Raw genomic sequence first — 20,690 nt, forward strand, 5'->3', positions numbered from 1 at the left:
TTTTAACCCTGCTTACCGGGCTTAGCGAACCACTTCGACAGCCCCTTCTGTTCGCCCCTTATGTTCTCCCTGAAGGCTTTAAGATACCTGTCGAGGGCTGCGTTGACTCTCTCAGCGCTGAAATCGTGTTCGCCGACAAGTATGCGTTTCACAGCCTCGGGATCCGGGTTACGCCATTCAAGCCTATAGTTGTCTGTCACCTGGGGTTGCAGGAAGTACTTTTTTATCGCTGCGACATCTACTTCAACAGGGGATTTCAAGAGGGGCTTCGGTATCTTCTCAACGCTCCCGTAGACCTTCACTAATTGAAGCGCCTTCTTGGGTCCAATGCCCTCGAAGCCGTCTGGGTTGTAATCCGTCCCCAGGAGGATGCCTATGTCCACCAGGTTCTCATAGGTTACGCCCAGCTTTGAAAGCAGTTTATCGAGCTCTATTACCTCGGGCTTCACCTCGACATACTCCTCTCTTCTCGGGAGCTTCCTACGGCCACTTATAGTGAGATTCCTCACTAGGCGGGGCGACCCGAAGAGGAGGCTATCGTAGTCCTGGGATGCAGAGGCGTAGGCGTCGCCCTTCCTAGCCATGTACGCTGCCTGCGCCTCGCCCTCAGCCGGGGCTTGAACCCACGGTATCCCCATGGCGTCGAGCAGGGCTTTTGCATCCCTCACCATTTCATCGGTGAGCCTAGCCGACATCATCGCATACCTTCTAGCTGACTCTAAGTCGCCGGCTTGCACTGCCTCCTCATACTTTCTCGCAGCCTCCTCCCTGACAACCCTTCTCCTCTCTATCTCCTTCGCCTTCAACTCGGGGGGTTTACCATCGAAGACGTATACGGGTTTAATCCCTGCCTCCACAATGTTTATCGTCCTGTAGAAGAGCCCGCTGAGGTGGCTGGTGATCCTGCCGCTTCCATCCATTAGGGGCGTCCCGTCGGGCTGCCTGATGGCGGCTAGGAACTGGTAGAGCGCGTTATAGCCGTCTATCGCGATAACCCTGCCCCGTAGGGTCCTCAGATCCTCTATAATGATCTTGGCGTCGTCTGGGATGAGTTCCCTTAGGTCGACGCCCATTTACTCCACCGATAGAGTGATCGGCTCATCCAATATTAAATATTTAATCAGGCCCATGCTCCTCCAACAATAGCCGCGTCAACTACCTCACGTACTCGTTAAACCGTGGAGATATCTTGATGAACAGCTCTCTTCCAACGGATTCAACCTGTATCAGCCCGGATAGCTCGAGCCTTATCAACGTATGGTATAGCTCCGACTTATTGAAGACGAGCTCATACTTCTTCTTCAAAGCATCCTCGAGATCGCTCTCAGGCATGCCCTCGGGCTTCGACACCAGGATCTCCAGGATAGCCCTGAAAAGCGGTGTTATCCTCCAGTATCCAGGCGTATACTTCGTCATGCGTCAACACCCCTACGTGTATATGCTTGGCTTCACCGTGTGCCTCGGCAGGGACTGCCTAGCCTTAGCCCCCCACTCAAGGTAGAATTTAACCAGGGCCTCATTTATGCTTGGTTTCACTAGCTCCAACGCCCCTATAAAATGCTTTCTCCCCACCCTCTCTATAAACGGGGACTCCCTTAACGCCAGCATAACGGCCTCCCTCACAACGGCCTCGAGATCCGCTCCACTATAGCCCTCAGTGCTCCTCGCCAACTCGGCGAGGTCTACATCCCTGTCCAGCGGCACACTCCTCGTGTGAACCCTGAGTATCTCGAGCCTTGCATTGTAGTCTGGCGGCGGCACATAGATCAACTTGTCGAAGCGTCCTGGACGCAGCAACGCTGGATCCAGGAGGTCAGGCCTATTGGTGGCTGCGAGCACCACTACGTTTTCAAGCTTCTGCACGCCATCCATCTCAGTCACTAGCTGTGTGACAACTCTCTCCGAGACCCCTGAATCCGTGTCTATCCCCCTCAGAGACGCTATTGCATCTATCTCGTCGAAGAACACGACTACTGGAGCATAGAGCCTGGCCTTCCTGAATATCTCTCTAACAGCTTTCTCGGATTCCCCAACCCACTTGCTCAACACCTCGGGACCCTTGACCGCTATGAAGTTAGCGCCGCTCTCAGTTGCAACAGCCTTCGCAAGCAGGGTTTTACCGCATCCAGGGGGACCGTAGAGTAGGACTCCCTTAGGCGGCTTTATACCGTACTTCTCATATATCTCAGGGTGCTTCAGGGGCAACTCCACGTTCTCCCTGAGGGATCTCTTAACTTCCTCTAAGCCGCCTATATCGCTCCACCTCACGTCGGGGACCTCCACGTGGATCTCGCGGAGCCCGCTCGGCACTATGCTCCTGTAGGCGAAGAGGAAGTCCTCGAATGTAACCTTTATCGATGAGAGCAGGTCATCGGGCGGGGGCCACTCACCAGGTGTGTCGAGACGTACCTGCCTCCTGATAGCGTGGAGAACGGCCTCCTTTACAAGGGCCGCTAGATCCGCACCAGTGTATCCATGGGTGATCTCAGCTATCTTGGCTAGGTCCACGTCGCGTGAGAGAACCCCTAGCTCGCTGAGCCTCCTCGTATGTATCTTGAGTATTTCAAGCCTCCCCTTCTTATCAGGCATCGGTATCTCTATCTCCCTGTCGAACCTGCCAGGCCTCCTCAACGCTGGGTCAAGCGCGTTAGGCCTGTTGGTTGCCGCTATCACTATCACATTGCCCCTGCTTTCAAGCCCATCCATCAGAGCCAGCAGCTGTGCGACAACCCTTCTCTCAACCTCCCCTATGACCTCATCCCTCTTAGGTGCTATTGCATCTATTTCATCAATGAATATTATGGCCGGGTTCTTCTTCGACTTCTTCCTGGCCAGCTTGAATATCTCGCGTAAACGTTGCTCGGATTCACCATAGTACTTGCTCATTATCTCCGGCCCATTGATCGTTATGAAGTACGCGTTAACCTCGTTTGCAAGCGCCTTAGCTAGGAGGGTTTTACCCGTGCCTGGTGGACCGTAGAGCAGTATCCCCTTAGGTGGGTCAACACCAAGCTTCCTGAAGACCTTCCGATACTTCAATGGAATCTCTATCATCTCCCTGATCTTGTCTATCACGTTTCCAAGCCCGCCGATATCGTCGAAGGTGACACGGGGGAACTCGCCCACAGGCTCCTCGAAGACGTAGACCTCGGTTTCATCCGTAATTATCGCGGGCCCCCTGGGTTTAACCGATACAACCCTGAATGGTACAGGTATGTCGACTATCGTTACATGGATCTCGTTGTCCTCCATCACTGGGTGCCCTATGAGCTTATTCCTAATGCTCTCTAAGACGTGGTCGTCGATCGATGCATGATAGTTTGTTGGAGCAAGCTTCACGACCCTGGCGTATCTGCGCTCAACCTTCTCCACGGTTACCGATGCACCTATCTCCGCCCTAGCATTAGCCCTGAGCAGGGGGTCCAGCCTCACAACACCCCTCCCCTTGTCCTGGGGACCCCCGGTGCCGGCGAGCGCTGCTGCCTCCGCCTCCCCCTCGATGACGAGGAGGTCGCCGTCCATTATCCCGTATTTCTCCATGACCTCGGGGTCTAGTCTAGCTATCCCCTTGCCGTAATCCCTTCTCTCAGCATCCAGAACCTTTAAAACAAGCCTCACCAATGTACTCCACCATTGGTTAACATACCTGGTTAAAGCGGGTGAAAACACCCGTGTAGGATCGAGTCTTAAAAACCGTAAAAAAGCTTTGCGTGGAGAGACTACTTGCCCGTTGAACCCAGCTCTTTAAGCCTCCTATCTATGTATGAGAGCTCCTCGTTGAGTGCTCTAATAGTGTTCTCTATCATCGCCTTCCTGTACTCAAGCCATGCCCTCTCAGAGTCCGCTGCCTGCGCACCCCAGTAGTAGCCGGGTGGAAACACGTATCCACCATACCACCTGTAGGAGCCGAAGAGAACCCATCCAGGCCTCTCCCACGGCGGCAGATGGCTGAAGGGGCCGTTACCCGGGTATGGTTTCCACCACCTGTTCCACCAGCCCATCTACATCACCTTTTTTGAAATTTCACAAAACATGTTTTTATACTTTTCCAAAAATAGATCGAGACAGGGTGTAGAGATGCCGGGGAGATGCTGGCGGAGAAGGTGGAGGGGCGTAGGGAGGCCTCCGAAACCGATCCACGTGGCCCTCCCCCCTGTCAAGAGAGTATTCAACCCTGAGCCGCCCGGCGTCGGCGAAGAGTATTTGACGCTTCCAGAGCTAGAGGCACTGCGACTAGTGGACCTTGAGGGCAGGAGCCTTGATGAGGCAGCCGCATCAATGAACATTAGTAGAGGCTACGTGTGGAGGCTTGTAACAGGGGCTAGGGCCAAGGTGGCTAGGGCGCTTATAGAAGGCATGAGGATAATTGTTGAACCCGGCGGCGAAGTAGAGGAGGTCGGCTAGCCGGTTACCGGGGACGCTTACTCCTGTAGTGTAGTGTCCCCGAGTATCTCCTTGGCCTTCAAGAGGAACCCGTAGAGGGCTTCAGCCAACTTCCTTCCCTTGCTCGTTAAACGGTACTCGTTGCCGCTCTTCCTTACAAGCCCGGCTTTCTCGAGGAGTATGAGGTTATAGTATATTGTGCCAGCCCCCAGCCCCGCCCTTATAAAGTCGACTTTACGCCTGGCGCCAAGATGCATTAGCACAAGCATCCTGGAGGGAGCCGTCAACAACCGGGTCCGTGCTACCTCATGCTCATCCAGCTGCATCCATTCCACCGTCAACGCTGCAGGAGCAACATGTCTATCATTAGACGCTTCATCGTAATAAAGTTTATTAGTCTTACAGCCCAATGTGTCTCCAACATAGGGCCCGTCGTCTAGCCTGGTTAGGACGCCGCCCTGACACGGCGGAGGCCCGGGGTTCAAGTCCCCGCGGGCCCATTAAAGAGCCCTGTGGGGTTCTATGCCAGAAGCTCCTCCGTCCTCGGATCGAAGAGGAGCGTCTTACTCCACTCGAACCTGAGCCTCACTGTTGACCCCATTTGAACCCTTGCATCACCCGGAACCACGGCTCTCACCACTTCGTCGCCTAGTTTAACTGTCACAATGCTCTCTGTACCAGTTGGCTCCACTACGAGGACCTCGCCTTCTACATCCCATGCCCCGTCGCCGAAGACTACTCCAACCTGCTGTGGACGGACAGCTAATACAACCTCTGAAACCCCCTTGGACTCAAGCATGCTGCCTATACCGGGGTCAACGGGTACCTTGAGCCCGGGTAGCTCGAGAACATATCTAGTCTTCGATGCCTCCACTATCCCAACACCCCTCTCAGCCTTAACCTCCTCGCTGAGCTTCTTGAGGGACGACTTGATGAAGTTTACTGGGGGAGTACCTATGAAGCCTGCTACAAACATGTTTGCCGGCCTATAGTAGAGATCCTCGGGTGTGCCAACCTGCTTCACCCTACCCTTATCCATCACAGCTATCCTATCCGCCATGGTCATGGCCTCAGCCTGATCATGCGTCACGTAGACCGTGGTTATGCCGAGTGTCTTCTGAAGCCTCTTCAGCTCAGCCCTCATCAACAACCTGAGCTTAGCGTCAAGGTTGCTTAAGGGCTCATCTAGAAGCCAGACCTTCGGCTTCCTCACTAAGGCCCTTGCCAATGCAACCCTCTGCTGCTGCCCGCCGGACAACTGGCCTGGCCGCCTGTCAAGCAAGTGGTCTATGCCGAGGAACCTAGCTGTCTCAACAACCATCCTCCTAATATCATCCCTGGTTAAACCAAGCTCCCTCCTCCTCACTTCGAGGGGGAAAGCTATGTTCTCGAATACAGTCATGTGAGGGTATAACGCGTAGTTCTGGAAGACCATTGCAACATCACGGTTCCTGGGGTGCAGCCTCGTTACATCCCTGTCACCTATGTATATGCTTCCCTCGTCAGGGTATTCGAGCCCCGCGATGAGCCTCAGAGTCGTTGTCTTACCGCAGCCAGAGGGGCCTAGGAGGGCGAAGAACTCGCCATCGTTTATTGAGAGGGTTACATGGTCTACTGCCACGATCCTACCATACTTCTTCACTACGTCAACCAACCTGACGCCGGGCAAGCCGTTACACCACTAACCAGTATGGGCTCATACTCTATATAAAGGTATTAATCAAATATAAAGGCATTGCATCTGCAAACCCTTATTTACCGATTGAAATAACCTAGTCAATATAGGTATCATAAAACACATTGAGCATCCGTGAAACACCGACCATAGGAGTTGGAGAGGTAGTGGGCCCGAGGGGATTCGAACCCCTGACCTACGGGTCACTCCCTCCAGATCCCAGTCATCCCTAACGGTCCCTCTGACCCATAGCGATCTGGAGCATCGGCCGCCCAACGGCGTCCGCCGCTCTGCCTGGCTGAGCTACGGGCCCACTACAAGTCATCAACCTATAGCTATGTACAGGGGGTGTTTAAATCTTTTCGCACCCGGGCTCGACTAATGCACCGGCCGATGCATCCTGGAACCATATTTAAAAGAGTTAAACAGTTATTTCTCCTAATAGCGGAGCATGAAACGGTGATGATGAGGCTTGAAGTACCCGCTCGACAGGATATGTGTGAAGAGTGGCGTGCTCTGCCAGAGCTGCCAGAGGAAGATAGAGTCAGGGCTAGTCGGCGAGGACGAGGTACCAGTCATGAAGGCCCTTATCGACCTAGAGGACGAGTTGAAATTCCTCAAGAAGGGCGAGTACGTTAAGTCGTACAGGATGAGCAGTCAACTCGTGGTGATGGTTAGAGACGGCTTCGAACAGGAGGAGATCAGCAGGCTTGAAGAGGAGCTTTCACGTAGACTGGATACAAGGGTTAAGGTGATTGTTGAAACAGGCGAGCAGAAGCGGTTGATAGAGCGGCTCCTGGCACCAGCGTCACTAATAGGCGTCAACCAAGTGTGGCTGCCTGGAGGCATTGAGGTGTTGAACATAAGGGTGTCGAGGAGGGATAGGAGGATCATTGAGAGGAGCAAGGAGGAATACGAGAAGCTGCTATCCCAGCTACTCGGAGTTGAGGCAAGAATAGTTTTTGAATAGCTCAATACAGGATCAGGTTCTCCTTAAACAACTCCCTTAAAACCACTGTAGCATATAGGCCGGGCCCTAACGAGAACACAAGCCTACACGAGCCCCCGCTGCATGAGACCCTGGTGTTTAAAGGCTTGAACAACCCCCTCCTGTGGAAGCATGGAAGGCGCTTGGCTTCAGCTGGATCAACATCCTCTGCTTTGAAGATATCACTATAGAGCTGTATTGCCCCACTACACCCCGGCATCGGGTATTCTTCGTCAAGCCCCTTATACCCCTTCTCCTCAACAACCTTGTTGAGGAGTAGGTTGTAGAGGTAGCCCGCGTACGCGTCGACGATTATCCCGTGGAGGGCTTCCACCACCATTGACAAGCCGCGGCCACTGTAACGGGTTTCAGCATACAGGTTCTCATAGTGTAGACCCACATAGTTTCTTCTAACCCTCTTCAACACTGCTTCAAAGTCCTCGAACGGGTAGACTGTTTCAAGCAGGTGTTTAGCGAAGAGATCCTCATAGTGCTTCAGGAAGAATTTGCCGAGCAAATGCGTATTATGCCGCCTTACACCAAACCTCTGGTAACCATAGTATGAGGGGAGCCCATGCATCTCGATTAAACCGGTGATCCTGATGAGAGACTCCTGCTGAGACCGGTTGACGCCATCTACGACTACTTCAAACTCGTTTCCCTTGAACAAGCCTGGATGAGGCTTAGACCTAGTGTACCCGGCGATCTCGTAGGACACCCCTTTCTCCTCCAGTGGAAACACCGTCTCATCCACCAGGAGTCTTTTAACATAGAAATACGAGGTGGTCGTGGCGTTCCTATCTTTTAAACCATGAAAATATATGTTGCCCACGGGTATGCCGAGCCTCCTTGAAAGCAACCTTAACGCTTCAAACGTGTCGACACCCCTCTTAACAACCCTTAGAACAATGTAGCCGTCCCTGCCCCGGGGTGCTTGATGCGTGAAGCCCTCTGCGTCAACTATCTCGCGCACCCTGAAGGTGTCTGGTGACACCCTGTACCAGCATCCCACCTTGAGATCCGTTAAACAATACTTCAACCCGGTTACATAGTCGAGTGGGTGAGGGTACAGGACTCTGCAGGGAGTCATACGGGGAACCTTCCACTATGGTTTAAAGCAGGCGTAGGTCGCCTGTCAACTTGTCGACCCTCTCATCCGGGGCGGGACCTATGGCTGCAGCCGTCACCGTCCCCGGAGGGAGCTCGGTTAACCCTGCATCCCTCACTATGGATGCTGGTAGACCCTGGGAGACGGCCTCCATATATCTTTTAACAAGCTCCTCCTCTCCCTCCAGCTTCACGACTATCTTCTTCTGCCCGCTCCTCCACCATTCTTCAAACCACTCCCTGTGTTTAAAGTATGCTTCGAAGGCCGCCATCACGGAGGCGTGTGCAACCTGTGCAGCGATCTTGCCTTTGCTCATCCCTAGATCGCTCCTAACCATTATGACCTGCTTCATATGTGGAGACACCGCTTGAAAACTAATGTTTTTAATCCCCGATGCGATAATCAATAGAGATGCCTTGCTTAAAAGGTGATCCATGTGGCGGGCTACACGCTTAAGCCGGCTGAGGTCGAGGTGAAGATAGGGGAGGCGGCAACACCACCGGTGTGCGATAGCTGCCACCGATTAATGGAGCCGGGAGAGTACGGTGTGGAATTCTACTGCCCTAACTGCGGGAAGGTTCTGATCAAGAGGTGTAAGAGCTGTAGGAAACTAGTTGTCGAGTACACGTGCCCCAACTGCGGGTTCAGGGGTCCCTGAGGTGGTCTCCATGGCGCAGGTACTCGTAATAGTCAAAGTGCTACCAGAGGATGTTGAAACCCCGCTGGAGGAGCTCAGGGAGAGGATAAGTGACTCCCTGCCGCAGGGATACGAGCTGAAGATGTGGGATGAGGAACCCATAGCCTTCGGCCTGAAGGCGCTTAGACTAGCCATAGTAATGCCCGAGGAGACCGAGGGCGGTACCGAGGCTCTCGAGAACCTTCTAAGCCAGGTGCAAGGGGTAAGCCAGGTAGAGGTAGAATACGTGAACAGGTTGAGCTAGTCTTTAACCTTTAAGCTTCCTCAACACCTCCTCACTCCTCGCCAGTATTATCAGGATGTTCCCCGGCTTCACCACGTCCGAGGGCTCGGGTACCTTGAACCGGAGCCCGTCGAACAACAGTATTATCTTCCCTTCATCCCCAAGGCTTATCTCGCCGATAGTGTTGCCGACCACCGGGTCGGCGTCACTTATAGCAGCCATCACTATCTTCTCCTCACCGATCTCGCCGAGCACTTTACCGCTGGATATGGATGTGAGGATCTGCGCTATAATGTTGGCTACTACAACGGGCTGCACTATTGGTATCCCTAGCCCGAGGCTTGAAACAAGCTCAGCTATCTTGGGTTCCGTGAACCTACCTATCCTCACTGGTACACCGAAGGTCTTCGCTATGGCGAGCACCATTAGGTTCACTTCATCACTATTGGTTAAGGCCAACACCGCTGTGATCTCCTTCATGTTTATCTCGTTGTAGAGCCCTACATCGGTTGCGTCCCCATCCAGCACCAGTATGTCGCCTATTCTCTCGAAGACCGCTCTCCTCCTGGGATCCTTGTCGACAACCACTACTTCATCCGCCTCCTCATGCACGTTGAAGATCGTGAAGAGATGCTCTGCTACCTTGCCACCACCGATCACGAGTATCCTGGGTCTAGCCATGGAGATCGCCTGCTCCTTACTCTAAACCTATCTATAAGTATATCATGACATCATAATATATAGCGTCAACACCTACACCCATTCACAGGCCCAGCATCCTGCTGGAAGCGTTTATTTAGATGCACCCTAATTCCAGTGATATGGGGTGACTCATGGAGCAACCTATTAGGGTAGAAAGCGTTGGATTGTTCACGGTAGTGATCATCACTATAATACTCATAAGGATAGCTGTTGCAAGACTACTTGACTCACTTGTCTCTCGTGGAACAATCTCGATAACGCTTAGAGACGCCGCGATAAGAGTGATCGATGTGACGCTGATAGTGATGGCTATCTCCGTCGCTGTCTTAGTGTTCATCCCACAGTACTGGGGCGTGCTCACAGTCTTCGTGATACTCGGCTTGATCGGCGTGTTCTTCCTCATATATCCGTTGTCATCCTACATGGCGCTCGCAGTAATACAGGTTGGAGTACCCGTCAGGGGCAAGTTCTTCGAGATACAGATACCAGGCTACCCGAGAACCATACAGGGGAAGATAACTAGCACTACGCCTTATCACACGGTCATCGAGGACGTATGGGGCAACCATTACTATATACCCAACATGCAGCTAGCCCGCTCCGTGCTCAAGCCGTCGACACCTAGGATCGCCCTGAGGATACTAGTGGAGCTACCTGAGAGAAATGGATCCCGGTTGATGGAAGTAGATAACACGGTGTCGAAGAGCATTGGGGATTACAGGCACCCCGGGTTCAAGGACAATAAGGGCTTAATCATGGTGGAAGCCTCCGATACACGTCTCCAGTACATCGCCGTATTCTACCCTATCTCAACATCTCTCAGGGAGGATGCTGTGAAGGACTTGATGAGAGAGGTGCTCTCACTGCTCTCCAGGGCCCTCGGTGATAAAGCCAGGAGTGTCAGCGTCTCCCTAGAGAACCATGCGGCTCTATAAGTACTAGATGCCACTATGGAAGCCTCCCTCTCAAGTCGAAGAAAGTTGCCTCTTCAACCAGCACCTCAACCCATTTACCATAGTCTAGTGTGCTCCCTGCACCTCCCCTTATCACCACCGGTATATAGTTGGTGAGCCTGCACACCCATGTACCAGTGTGCTCGGTGATGAAGCATCTTACACTGGTCCCCACGTATCTCGCCCTAACCCTCATGCCCACCTTCTCCACCACCCTTAGAGCCTTCAACACCCTCTCCTTCCTCACACTGGTGGGTAGCTGTTGCATTGCAGCTGAACAAGTCAACGGCCTCATACTGTAGCCGGCTAGATGCACTCTTTCGAATCCCGCCTCCTCTATGACCCTGAGGGTTTCAGCGAAGTCCTCCTCGCTCTCCATGGGGTGTCCCACTATGATGTCTGTGGCGATGCTTACCTCAGGTATGCTTGACTTAACCCTGTCCACCATTTCAAGGTATTCTTCCACAGTGTAGTTCCGCCTCATGAGCTTCAACACCCTGTTGCTCCCGGACTGCAATGGTATATGGAGGAACTTGTACACGTTTTCCGCGTCGGCGACCACTTTGACCAGGTCCTCCAGTATGTGGCGCAGGTGCTCCGGGTTGATCATGCCCACGCGGAGCATGTAGTTCCCTCTAACATTCTCCACGATTCTCCTGATGAGGTCGGGAAGCCTTCTAGCCCTGTATAAATCCATCCCATACGTACCTAGATCCATTCCTGTTAACTGCACCTCCACTGCGCCATCCCTAACCGCTTTCCCCACTGCTTTAACAACCGCGTCAATGCTGTGGCTAACGAGGACTCGCCGCGCATGCCTCGATATGCAGAAGCTACAGTTACTCAGACACCCTTCCTGTACCGGTATCGGTGCAACCCTGTTCTCAACGTAGACGCCTATCCTATCCCTCGCCCTCACCCCGTTGATCATTACTACCCTGCCAGGCGCCTCCAAAACCTCCACTACACGGGGGGAGTTCTGCGGTGAGAGAAGGCTTGCACCAGGCGCTATCCTTGACACCGTGTAGGGCTGTGCCCTAGCCATGCATCCAGCCACGATCAGCTTCTTGCCTGCCTCCATGGACAGCTTGTATAGCTCCCTAATCCTCTTAACCATATGGTACTCTGTGTCCAGTCTAACCGTGCATGTATTGATTATTATGGCGTCAGCGTCCCCGGGGTCGTTGACGAGGACATGGCCTTTTCCCGTGATGCTTTCACGCATCAATGCCTCATCACTCCTGTTCAACGCGCATCCATAGGTCTCAATGTATACCTTCAAAGCAGGCCACCGCACCTATCCCTACATATATATAGCCCTTTATACCATCCACTGATTCAAGGGTGTCCAAGTTGAGTAGGCAAGGGCTACCAGGCTACGAGAAGCTTTTAGAAAGAGCTTTCGAAAAGCTGGCCGGCAGGAGGGGTAGCGGCGAGGTCTTCGAGATGCCGCAGGCAAGCGTGCTGGTGATCGGTGGCAAGACGATAATCCAGAACTTCAGGCAGATAGCTAACATCTTGAACAGGGACGAGGAGTTATTGAAGAGGTACTTCATGAAGGAGTTAAACGTGCCCAGCTCCATCAACGAGGCCGGCCAACTAGAGTTGAAGGGTAAGTTCAACCCCTCAGCGGTGAACCAGCTACTGGTAAGGTTCGTTGAAAGATATGTTAAATGCAGCACCTGCGGCTCGGTTCACACGAGGCTAACCAAGAAGGGGAAGGTATTCGTCCTCAGATGCGACGCGTGTGGTGCGGAAACCACCCTACCAGCTTTCTAGGGTGCTATCCTGGTGGAGCAGACGTGAGGATATATGTGAAGAAACACTCAGTCGGCAACGAGCTGATTATTGCAGCATGCGATGAAAACATACTGGGCCTACGCCTAGTCGACGAAGAGAGGAAAGCCAACTTCTACGTCGACCCCTTCTTCTACAAGGGTGAACTCGTGGATCCGGAGGAGGCTGTGAACACGTTGAGCTCGGCAACCATGGGGAACATTGTGGGTGAAGTCATAGTGAAGCTGGCGATAGAGAGAGGCCTCGTACACCCGGAGGCCGTGCTATGGATAAAGGGAGTGCCCATAGCGATGTTCGTCAGGGTGTAGACAGCCATGGATTCAACCCGTTTCTGCGTGAGGTGCGGCAGGGAGACTAAACCAGAGGAGTTAATCAACGGCCTATGCATAGACTGCTACCTGAAGCACCACGGCGTGTTCAAGGAGAAGCCGAGGGTGAAAGTAGTCGTCTGCCCTAAGTGCGGCTCATGGTATTTCAAAGGAGTATGGCACCAGCCCCTTGATTTAAGGGAGGTTATCCGGAGGGAGCTACTCAGCGAGCTATACAGGTTCCTTTACAGCGAGATAAGAGTCCTCGAGGTCGACGTTGCCTCCGATATACGTAAGATCAGCGCCGGCGAACACGGGGTTGAAGCAGTATTCACCCTTGAAGTAGCCGGGAAACACGTGGCCAGGATCAGAGGCCTCGTAGCGGTGGAAACCGAGTACAAGGTATGCGATAAGTGCATGAGGAGAACCACGGGGTCGCATAAGGCGCTCGTACAGGTCAGGTTCGATCCACCTGAGGAGACGGGAGAACTCTACAGGGAGGTTAGCGCCCTCCTGCACTCCATGGGCCTGGAAAACAGCATAGTTGAAGTCGAGGAGAGAAGGGATGGAATGGATGTAAAGTTCGATGACGTCATCGCGGCTAGAAGGTATGTCGACGTATTGGCCAGGAAATACGGGGCGAGAACCTCGGAGTCCTTTAAATCGGTTAAATACGATTTCCAGGCGGGTAAGTGGAGCGGCGTAGTGACTATATCCGTGAGGATACCGGTGATCAAGGAAAACGACGTGGTCAAATACCGGGGGAGCATAGGCGTCGTGAAGCATGTCGGCGATGGAAGCCTGAAGATACTGCTCCTGGAGACGGGCGTCGAAGTAGAGGCACGTCTCTCAGACTACTGGAGCAACGTGTTGAGGAAGCCGCGTGAAGTATACGTGGACAGCAAGGTGTACACGGTGACAGCCGTGGATAAGACAACAGTGTACCTTTTAAACGAGGAGACAGGGGAGCTTAGGGAGCACCCGTTAACCCCCGGCAATTACGGGCTGAAGCCAGGGGATAGAGTTATAATATTAAGTGACGGTGAGAGAGAAGTAGTAGTGAAGAAAGAGTAGAGGTGGTGTATCTGAGCAGGGGACGAGACGAGAGAGAAGCCGGCCAGGGAAGCGAGATACCGTTACCTAACCCGGATGAGGGGACCATAATATGCGGTGTCATACGACACCTAGGCGGCGACTTCCTCGTGGCTAAATGCCTCGACGGAGTCGACAGGAAGATCAGGATCCCTGGTAAACTCAGGAGGAGGGTCTGGATATCCGAGGGAGACATAATCCTAGTAGGGCTCTGGGATTTCTCATCCGATAAAGGCGAGGTAGTATACAAGTACGGGAGAAACGAGGTCAACAAGCTGGTTGAGAAAGGCGTTGTCCCAAAGGAGTTCATCGACGCCTTAAGTGAACTGATATGAGCGACGACATCGATAGGCTTCTAGGGGGGAGAAACGAGCCCCGTAGAAAAGACAAGGATTTATTTGAAACCGTTGAAGAAGTCTTCGACACTGCAACCGTTATGACCATAGTGGAATTAACTAGGAGAAAGGTTATCAGGAAGCTGAGCGGGGTCATCAGCGCCGGCAAAGAGGCCAGAGTCTACCTTGCCTCAGGCTACAGGGGCGAGTACCTGGCGGTGAAAATCTATCTGACAAGCTCCGCTGAGTTCAGGAAGGGAATATATAAATACATAGCGGGAGACCCCCGCTTCGAGAACATCAGGGTCAGGGACACCAGGGATCTGATATACGCGTGGACGAGAAAGGAGTACAGGAACCTTAAGCGGATGCATGCAGCGGGAGTAAAGGTTCCCCGGCCCGTGGCCTTCATGAACAACGTGCTCGTCATGGAGTTCCTCGGGGAGAACGGGGTTAGATACCCTCTACTCGTTGAAGCCTACAGGGAGCTCGACGCTGAGGAGCTTAGGAATCTCTACCGGTTGATCCTGGAGGAGGTTGTCAAGATCTACTGTAAAGCCAGGCTCGTGCACGGCGATCTCTCAGAGTACAATGTAATGGTGACGCCTGGACCCGATGTAGCCATCATAGATGTCAGCCAAGCCGTGGATCTATCACACCCCAACGCCGATGAATTCCTAGCCAGGGATCTCAGGAACATAAACAGGTTTTTCAGGGAGGAAGCAGGTATAGATACCCTTAGCCTAGAGGAGTTACTGGAGGTCGTCAAGACGTGTCAAGCGATGAAAAGGGAAGATTCATCCCAGGCGTAACAAGACTATACGAGAAGCTTCCACTGGAAAGAGTAGGCGTCCTCATAGGCGACAACGGTAGAGTTAAGAAAGAGATAGAGGAGCGTACACGCACCACGCTAACCATAGACTCGGAGACAGGCAGCGTCATAGTGGAGCCAGCTTTCCCCGAGACATCCTCCCTGGAATTAATGAAGGCAAGGGACATCGTGAGAGCCATAGCATACGGCTTCAGCCCGGAGAGAGCCTTCAGGCTTCTTGATGAGGATCAAGTGCTGGTGGTCATCGATGTACGTCAGTACGTGGGCGATAAACCGAACCATATCAAGAGGGTTCTCGGAAGAGTGATAGGTGAGGAGGGGAGGGCGAGGAGGGTTCTCGAGGAGGCAACCGGCACCTATATATCTATATATGAACCCTACATAGCCATAATAGGTGACTACGAATCCGCCAACATAGCCCGCACAGCGGTTGAAATGTTGATCCAGGGTAGGACGCACTCCACGGTCTACAGGTATGTTGAGAGGGAAATGTTCTCTGTTAAAAGGCGTAGGATGCGTGAGCTCTGGTCGAAGGAGCCGGAGACCGGTGAAAAATAGCTTATTTGTGCTGCAAGCAGCCCTGACACTAGGCCACCAGCAGGTAGAGTGCTGCAGCTATCAGTATTGCTGAAACAGCCTTCTTCCACGTAAGCTCCTCGTGAAGTATGAGTACGGATAGAAGTATTATGAAGAGTATGCTGGACCTATCGATCATTGCAACAGATGAAGCATCGCCTTTCTGGAGAGCTATGAAGTAGAATATCCATGAGAGGCCGCCGGCGACACCACTGAGCACTATGAAGAGGTACTCTACCTGAGTAATCCCCTTAACGTGCTCGACTCCTCTAAAGTACAGCATTATGCCCACCGCGAAAAACATCATCACGATCGAACGGAGCGCTGTAGCTGTCACGGAGTCAACGCGTTGCAACCCCATCTTAGCTAGGATTGTTGCAAGTGCGGCAGCCAGCGCGTCAAGGAGTGCGTAGACAACCCATTGCTCCATCAAGCCCACCAGGAGCTTTAAGTATCTCTTGAACAGTATTAAAACCACCAGGTGCCACAACACCGATGAGGAGGGAACCCGGGTATAAGGGCTGATGCATGCTGAGAAGGCCCGCATAGCTGAGGAGAATAGTACCGGGTTTCAGCCCCTGAACGTCCTCAACACATCCCTGTGAGCCAGGTAGCCGGCTGCCACTATCAAGGGGAGATATTCTATTCTCCCAAGATACATTCCAGCTATTAGAGCCAGCTTCACGAGGAGCGGGGAGGACGCTGATGTTATACCCGTTGACAACCCGACACAGCTAGCAGCGGACGTTGACTCGAATAAGGCGTCTAGGAAGTCCACATGTGGCATCGCAACCTTTATCAGGGATGCAGCAAGGAGCACTATGAAGGCGTGTATCACTACTACGAGGAGCACGCCTGACACCTCATCCTCGTCGAGGTTCTTCCCATCCATGGAGACCTTGAGGCTGACTCTTTCACGGAGCAGTGTCGACGCCCCATATGTGCCCAGCTTCCTCAGGAGGACGACCAGCCTATACACCTTCACCCCGCCGGCCGTTGAGAAGGACATGCCACCTATGAACATTGCGAGCACGAGTATCTCCTTCACGCCTACTGGGAATCCGCCGACGACGCCTATGTTGAACCCCGTGGTCGTCATGGCTGAAACCGTGTTGAAGACTCCGAGCACTATGGATGATGCACCAGCACCGTTCACCGTGAAGACCAGTACTGAGAGCAGGGAGAGGGAGGCAAGCCCTGCGAAATAGTATTTGACCTCGTCGCTTCTAAACGCCTCTCTCGCCCTGAAGTCTAATAGCAGGCTTAGATTAAGAAAGTTCATGCCTCCGAGCACCATGACCAGTATTGTTGGAAATATACTGAGCGGAGCATACCTGTAGATCGCCTCATAGTTGGCGTCGTAGTTACTCATACCGCCCGTGGCCACCGCCGTCATAGTGTGTATTACTGCATCATAGAGGCTTACACCAGAGTAGTAGAGTAAAACCACACCCATCAATGTGACAAGTATATAGACCTCCGTTATCCTTCTCGCAGTACGCCTCAGGGTATACATCACTCTCACAGGCCTCTCTACACCGTAGAGCGTGTAGCCGAACCTCCAGAAGAAGGGTATCATCACCATTGCGAACACGACGAAGCCTAGTTCACCGCTCCACTGCATGAGGGCCCGCCACCAGTTAATACTCTTCTTCAAGTGATCCAGGCCGCTTAGAACCGTGAGACCTGTACCCGTGAAGCCTGAAACGCTTTCAAAGAACGCGTCGATGAAGGGAACACCGATCTCCATGTGCAATGGGATCGCGGCTAGAACCGGTATGATCAGCCATGAAACAGTTGAGACGAAGTACGCCTCAGTGAAACCCATCTCCCCAACGCCTCCCAGCCTCACCAGGGCCTCTACACCGGCGATACCGGTCAACACGTAGAGTATGGAGAGCGTGAGGAAACTCCATGAAACAGGCTCGCCAGCCAGCAGGTCAACCAATGGGACACTCAGCATCATGAAGCCCAGCACTGCGATAAGACCGAAAAGGCCGGTTATCAGTGACGCCACCCTCATACATGGGCACCAGGCTAAGCAGGTTGCAACCGGTAGGGTACCATACTGGAGACCACGGAGCGGGCCCGCGGGGATTCGAACCCCGGGCCTCCGGCTTAGAAGGCCGGCGCCCTATCCTGGCTAGGCGACGGGCCCACTCCAACCACAATCATAATCCAGGCAAGGGAATTATATATCTGACACCCAGGTGACGCTTTCCTTCCCGTAGGATTGACCCAGTGATAGAGGAAAAACCAGTGTTTCACAGGCGTCATTGCGTGCATAGCGTGTTCTCTAGCTCGCTTATTACGTCTTCCCTGCTCAGTGCACTGGTTTTCCTCAGTGCTACATGATCCGGCTTGCCGCCTCCCTTAGCCCCCTTAGCTGAGAGCCTTGCAGCCGTCTTCCTGAGGTCTATGTTCTTCTCCGATGCCTTCTCCGGCTTCACAGCTATCTCCAGTGTTTCCCCTGCATCTATAACTGTGAGGATCCCTTGTTTGAGTGAGAGTTCTTCGAGTACTTGTCTAAGCAGCTTCTCGTCGCGTACCGGTAGCTCCACATATGTTACATCTACACCGCAGATACTGGTTTTCCCGGCTACCCCTTGGGATACCAGGGTATCGGCCAGGCGGGCTCTGTACTCTTCAAGCAGCTTGCTGACCTCAGCGTGCTCCCTGCTCATCTTTCTCACGGCTGAAGCCAGGTCTCCCTGCCTCGCCCCCATGACTGCTAGGGCCTCATCTATTTCTCCTTCAAGTGACCGTATGTGGTCTACGAGCCTGGTCGACGCTATGAACTCCAACCTTACTACCCCATCCTGTATTCTCTCAGCATTAACTATCTTCACACCACCGATCTCAGAGGTATTATGGACGTGTGTACCGAAGCATGCCTGGGCATCCCATCCCGGTATCTCAACTATCCTCAGGATCGGTGAGTACACTGCCCCACCCTGGTATATCCGTAGCCCATACTTCGATTCAGCCTCGAACTTACCCATCTCGTGGAAGCGTAGGTTGATCCTATCCTCTATGAGCTTATTCGCGAGATCCTCTATCCTCCGCAACTCCTCCGGCGTCAACGACTTGTGATGAGTTATGTCCAGCCTAGCTTTCTCAACAGTTTTCTCAGCGCCAGCCTGCCACACGTGGTCGCCGAGCACTCTTCGCGCTGCAGCCAGCACCACATGGGTCGCTGTATGATGCTTCATCAACCTATACCTCCTATACCAGTCTATTGAGACGTTGACAACCGTGCCCTCTGCAATCTCAACTGGCTCCTTCAACACATGGATTATTACATTCCCTACCTTCCCCACGTATTCCACCGCGTAGCGCCTGCCGGCAACCTCTATGAAGCCTGTGTCGTGGTCCTGTCCACCAGCCCATGGATACATTACCGTCCTATCGAGAACCAGGTACCTGTCCCTGACGCCTAGGACGCGTGCCTCCACACTGGTTAAGTATGGATCCATGTGGAATACTCTCACAGTCCCAGGGAAGCGGGAAGCCCACTCAACCACATCGCTTGGGAATTCATGCTCCTTCTCCTTGACTAGAACCCCGGGTGAGGAATGTCTCTGAGCTATCTTGGAGTAGAAGTCGCCTGGTATCGAGACCTCTACACCATGCTCCCTCGCCCTTTCAGCAACGAATTCAGGCGGTATGCCATGGGAGTCGTATATTGTGATCAAGTCGTCTAAACCCAGGCTCTTCCTCTTCTTCAACAGCTTGTCAACTATGTCTATGCCGCGGCTCACCGCGTCAATGAACTTGGCTGTCTCAACAGCAGCCACATCCATTATGTAATCCCTGTGAGCCTCAAACTTGCCGTATATGTAGTCGTTCTTCCAGTACTTTATCTGCCTGTCGAGGAGCTCCTGAACCACATCGGTGAGCCTAGCCGGCTCCACCCCTAGTCTAACAAGGTTCCTGAGGAGACGCCTGATCACCAGCCTCGCCAGGTATCCTTCACCAGTGTTCGAGGGGACGACGCCGTCTGAAAGCATCAGGCTCATTGTCCTCGCATGGTCTAGCACGCTGTAGAGGTATATCACCTTGACGAATTCATCTATGTGATCCCCGAAGCCGTGCTCGCGGAGAGCCCTCTCATACTCTCGAATACCCTCTATCTCCCTATCGCTCAACATGTACACGGCCTTCTTCAAGACATCGTAGGGGGGCTCCTCGACGCCTAAGACATCCTTGTACTCGTTGATCAACCTGCCGTATATGGCGTGGAAGCCTGTCGGCGTCTTCTGAGTGAACCATGCTATCCTCTCAATACCGTAGCCGCAGTCAACGACTAGGACAGGGTTCTCCACGTATTTGCCGTCTACAACCTTGTACATCATGTGGACAAGTGTAGCAAGCTCCATGCCGTCGACAAGCACCTCTGGAGCTGGACCAGCGTTACCTCCCCCCTCCCACCATCCCTCCTTGAACACCAGGTCGTCCAGGTCTATGCCTATCTCCTTATTGAAGAACTCTATAGTGTTATCGAGTATCCCCTCAACCCAGTAGATGAATCTGCCAGGCTTGTTGAACGCGTGCATCCCGCCCATTTCGAAACTGGTTAAATGCCTCCCGAACGTTAAGCCCACGTTGTCTATGTCGCTCAACCTTATGGATGGCTGGATTATCACAAGGGGATTGTACGGTGGGTCGACTATGCCCTCTGTTACAGCTGGCTGAAACACTATTATGGATGCTATGGTGAGGTAAAGGTCGTTCCTCCACCTAGCTAGGACAGGGTAGGGATCCACTACTCCATGCCCCTTAGACCTGAGGAACCCTATGAACTTCTCCCTTACCTCCTGGAGGCTTAAAGGCTTCACGCGCTTATACTCCTTGTAGAGGAACTCGTACTTGCTGCAAGGCCTGTCTGGACACGTGTCCCTTGGAACCCTGCTCCACAGCACGCCTTCCTCGCACTTCTTACACCTATACATCTCATACCCGTATTTACGCAGGTATTCGAAGCTGACTTTACCAGTCACAGCTCACACCACCCAGGAGCC

The 20,690-nt window shown here is 53.1% G+C and carries 24 protein-coding genes and 3 tRNA genes; 12 read left to right on the top strand and 15 right to left on the bottom strand.

Annotated features, from left to right (window positions below; translation table 11 throughout):
* Positions 1–2 precede the first annotated feature (2 nt).
* The 4 genes from fen to DESMU_RS05515 all read right to left on the bottom strand — a co-directional run bounded on the left by fen (position 3) and on the right by DESMU_RS05515 (position 4,001).
* Positions 3–1,073 carry a flap endonuclease-1 gene (gene fen / locus DESMU_RS05500; RefSeq protein WP_013562607.1) on the bottom strand — a complete coding sequence of 357 codons (1,071 nt, stop codon included), beginning with the start codon at positions 1,071–1,073 and terminating at the stop codon, positions 3–5.
* 82 nt (positions 1,074–1,155) lie between these two features.
* Complete coding sequence (locus DESMU_RS05505) at positions 1,156–1,416, bottom strand: hypothetical protein (RefSeq protein WP_013562608.1); 261 nt, start codon at positions 1,414–1,416, stop codon at positions 1,156–1,158.
* A gap of 12 nt (positions 1,417–1,428) precedes the next feature.
* On the bottom strand, positions 1,429–3,621 hold the full coding sequence (locus tag DESMU_RS05510; RefSeq protein WP_013562609.1) for a CDC48 family AAA ATPase: 2,193 nt from the start codon (positions 3,619–3,621) through the stop codon (positions 1,429–1,431).
* 98 nt (positions 3,622–3,719) lie between these two features.
* Positions 3,720–4,001: a DUF5320 domain-containing protein gene (locus tag DESMU_RS05515; protein WP_013562610.1), complete on the bottom strand. Its 282-nt coding sequence runs from the start codon at positions 3,999–4,001 to the stop codon at positions 3,720–3,722.
* Positions 4,002–4,077: 76 nt separating this feature from the next.
* Between DESMU_RS05515 and DESMU_RS05520 the strand changes: the two genes are divergently transcribed.
* Positions 4,078–4,404, top strand: coding sequence for a DUF134 domain-containing protein (locus tag DESMU_RS05520; RefSeq protein ID WP_013562611.1), 327 nt, complete (start codon positions 4,078–4,080; stop codon positions 4,402–4,404).
* Positions 4,405–4,421: 17 nt separating this feature from the next.
* Here DESMU_RS05520 and DESMU_RS05525 read toward each other — a convergent pair whose 3' ends face one another.
* The gene (locus DESMU_RS05525; RefSeq protein WP_013562612.1) at positions 4,422–4,709 is read right to left on the bottom strand and encodes a transcriptional regulator; all 288 of its coding nucleotides are present in this window, start codon (positions 4,707–4,709) and stop codon (positions 4,422–4,424) included.
* 99 nt (positions 4,710–4,808) lie between these two features.
* On the opposite strand from DESMU_RS05525, the gene DESMU_RS05530 reads away from it, so the two are divergent.
* Positions 4,809–4,883, top strand: a tRNA-Val gene (locus DESMU_RS05530).
* Positions 4,884–4,903: 20 nt separating this feature from the next.
* Here DESMU_RS05530 and DESMU_RS05535 read toward each other — a convergent pair.
* Complete coding sequence (locus DESMU_RS05535; protein WP_013562613.1) at positions 4,904–6,052, bottom strand: ABC transporter ATP-binding protein; 1,149 nt, start codon at positions 6,050–6,052, stop codon at positions 4,904–4,906.
* 174 nt (positions 6,053–6,226) lie between these two features.
* Positions 6,227–6,371 (bottom strand) — tRNA-Trp (locus tag DESMU_RS07200).
* A 159-nt stretch (positions 6,372–6,530) separates the two neighbouring features.
* On the opposite strand from DESMU_RS07200, the gene DESMU_RS05545 reads away from it, so the two are divergent.
* On the top strand, positions 6,531–7,028 hold the full coding sequence (locus tag DESMU_RS05545; RefSeq protein WP_013562614.1) for a transcription elongation factor: 498 nt from the start codon (positions 6,531–6,533) through the stop codon (positions 7,026–7,028).
* A 1-nt stretch (position 7,029) separates the two neighbouring features.
* Here the strand turns inward: DESMU_RS05545 and truD are convergent, their stop codons facing one another.
* Both truD and pth2 read right to left on the bottom strand, forming a co-directional pair.
* Positions 7,030–8,136, bottom strand: a complete 1,107-nt coding sequence (gene truD / locus DESMU_RS05550) for a tRNA pseudouridine(13) synthase TruD (RefSeq protein ID WP_013562615.1) — start codon at positions 8,134–8,136, stop codon at positions 7,030–7,032.
* Positions 8,137–8,158: 22 nt separating this feature from the next.
* Positions 8,159–8,506 (bottom strand): peptidyl-tRNA hydrolase Pth2, encoded by a 348-nt coding sequence (gene pth2 / locus DESMU_RS05555; RefSeq protein WP_013562616.1) that lies wholly within the window; start codon positions 8,504–8,506, stop codon positions 8,159–8,161.
* 84 nt (positions 8,507–8,590) lie between these two features.
* On the opposite strand from pth2, the gene DESMU_RS05560 reads away from it, so the two are divergent.
* Entirely contained in the window at positions 8,591–8,812 is a 222-nt protein-coding gene (locus DESMU_RS05560) for a zinc finger domain-containing protein (RefSeq protein ID WP_013562617.1), read from the top strand.
* Positions 8,813–8,822: 10 nt separating this feature from the next.
* On the top strand, positions 8,823–9,095 hold the full coding sequence (locus DESMU_RS05565; RefSeq protein ID WP_013562618.1) for an elongation factor 1-beta: 273 nt from the start codon (positions 8,823–8,825) through the stop codon (positions 9,093–9,095).
* A 3-nt stretch (positions 9,096–9,098) separates the two neighbouring features.
* Here the strand turns inward: DESMU_RS05565 and DESMU_RS05570 are convergent, their stop codons facing one another.
* Complete coding sequence (locus DESMU_RS05570; protein ID WP_013562619.1) at positions 9,099–9,755, bottom strand: potassium channel family protein; 657 nt, start codon at positions 9,753–9,755, stop codon at positions 9,099–9,101.
* Positions 9,756–9,907: 152 nt separating this feature from the next.
* Here DESMU_RS05570 and DESMU_RS05575 point away from each other — a divergent pair, with 152 nt between their 5' ends.
* Positions 9,908–10,711, top strand: a complete 804-nt coding sequence (locus tag DESMU_RS05575; RefSeq protein WP_013562620.1) for a hypothetical protein — start codon at positions 9,908–9,910, stop codon at positions 10,709–10,711.
* Between the two features lie 13 nt (positions 10,712–10,724).
* On the opposite strand, the gene DESMU_RS05580 is transcribed toward DESMU_RS05575, so the two are convergent.
* The gene (locus DESMU_RS05580; RefSeq protein WP_013562621.1) at positions 10,725–12,011 is read right to left on the bottom strand and encodes a tRNA (N(6)-L-threonylcarbamoyladenosine(37)-C(2))-methylthiotransferase; all 1,287 of its coding nucleotides are present in this window, start codon (positions 12,009–12,011) and stop codon (positions 10,725–10,727) included.
* A 71-nt stretch (positions 12,012–12,082) separates the two neighbouring features.
* Between DESMU_RS05580 and DESMU_RS05585 the strand changes: the two genes are divergently transcribed.
* Genes DESMU_RS05585 through DESMU_RS05610 form a run of 6 tightly spaced genes read left to right on the top strand, consistent with a single transcriptional unit; the run spans position 12,083 to position 15,651 of the window.
* A complete protein-coding gene (locus DESMU_RS05585) occupies positions 12,083–12,508 on the top strand; it encodes a translation initiation factor IF-2 subunit beta (RefSeq protein ID WP_013562622.1) in 426 nt (141 codons plus the stop codon).
* A 23-nt stretch (positions 12,509–12,531) separates the two neighbouring features.
* Entirely contained in the window at positions 12,532–12,834 is a 303-nt protein-coding gene (locus DESMU_RS05590; protein WP_013562623.1) for a DUF424 domain-containing protein, read from the top strand.
* Positions 12,835–12,840: 6 nt separating this feature from the next.
* Positions 12,841–13,908, top strand: a complete 1,068-nt coding sequence (locus tag DESMU_RS05595; RefSeq protein ID WP_013562624.1) for a 60S ribosomal export protein NMD3 — start codon at positions 12,841–12,843, stop codon at positions 13,906–13,908.
* Positions 13,909–13,910: 2 nt separating this feature from the next.
* On the top strand, positions 13,911–14,261 hold the full coding sequence (locus DESMU_RS05600) for a translation initiation factor aIF-1A (protein WP_013562625.1): 351 nt from the start codon (positions 13,911–13,913) through the stop codon (positions 14,259–14,261).
* A complete protein-coding gene (locus DESMU_RS05605; protein ID WP_013562626.1) occupies positions 14,258–15,073 on the top strand; it encodes a serine protein kinase RIO in 816 nt (271 codons plus the stop codon). Before DESMU_RS05600 ends, DESMU_RS05605 begins: the two co-directional genes overlap by 4 nt.
* On the top strand, positions 15,034–15,651 hold the full coding sequence (locus DESMU_RS05610; protein ID WP_013562627.1) for a KH domain-containing protein: 618 nt from the start codon (positions 15,034–15,036) through the stop codon (positions 15,649–15,651). The genes DESMU_RS05605 and DESMU_RS05610 overlap by 40 nt, the downstream gene beginning before the upstream one ends.
* A gap of 28 nt (positions 15,652–15,679) precedes the next feature.
* On the opposite strand, the gene DESMU_RS05615 is transcribed toward DESMU_RS05610, so the two are convergent.
* The 4 genes from DESMU_RS05615 to alaS form a co-directional block, all read right to left on the bottom strand.
* The gene (locus DESMU_RS05615; RefSeq protein ID WP_245526424.1) at positions 15,680–16,147 is read right to left on the bottom strand and encodes an EamA family transporter; all 468 of its coding nucleotides are present in this window, start codon (positions 16,145–16,147) and stop codon (positions 15,680–15,682) included.
* A gap of 93 nt (positions 16,148–16,240) precedes the next feature.
* A complete protein-coding gene (locus DESMU_RS05620) occupies positions 16,241–17,692 on the bottom strand; it encodes a TrkH family potassium uptake protein (RefSeq protein ID WP_013562629.1) in 1,452 nt (483 codons plus the stop codon).
* 60 nt (positions 17,693–17,752) lie between these two features.
* Positions 17,753–17,827 (bottom strand) — tRNA-Arg (locus tag DESMU_RS05625).
* Between the two features lie 115 nt (positions 17,828–17,942).
* Positions 17,943–20,621 carry an alanine--tRNA ligase gene (alaS, locus tag DESMU_RS05630; protein WP_048078587.1) on the bottom strand — a complete coding sequence of 893 codons (2,679 nt, stop codon included), beginning with the start codon at positions 20,619–20,621 and terminating at the stop codon, positions 17,943–17,945.
* Positions 20,622–20,690: the final 69 nt, after the last annotated feature.

Source organism: Desulfurococcus mucosus DSM 2162 (genome assembly GCF_000186365.1).
Classification (GTDB): Archaea; Thermoproteota; Thermoprotei_A; order Sulfolobales; family Desulfurococcaceae; genus Desulfurococcus; species Desulfurococcus mucosus.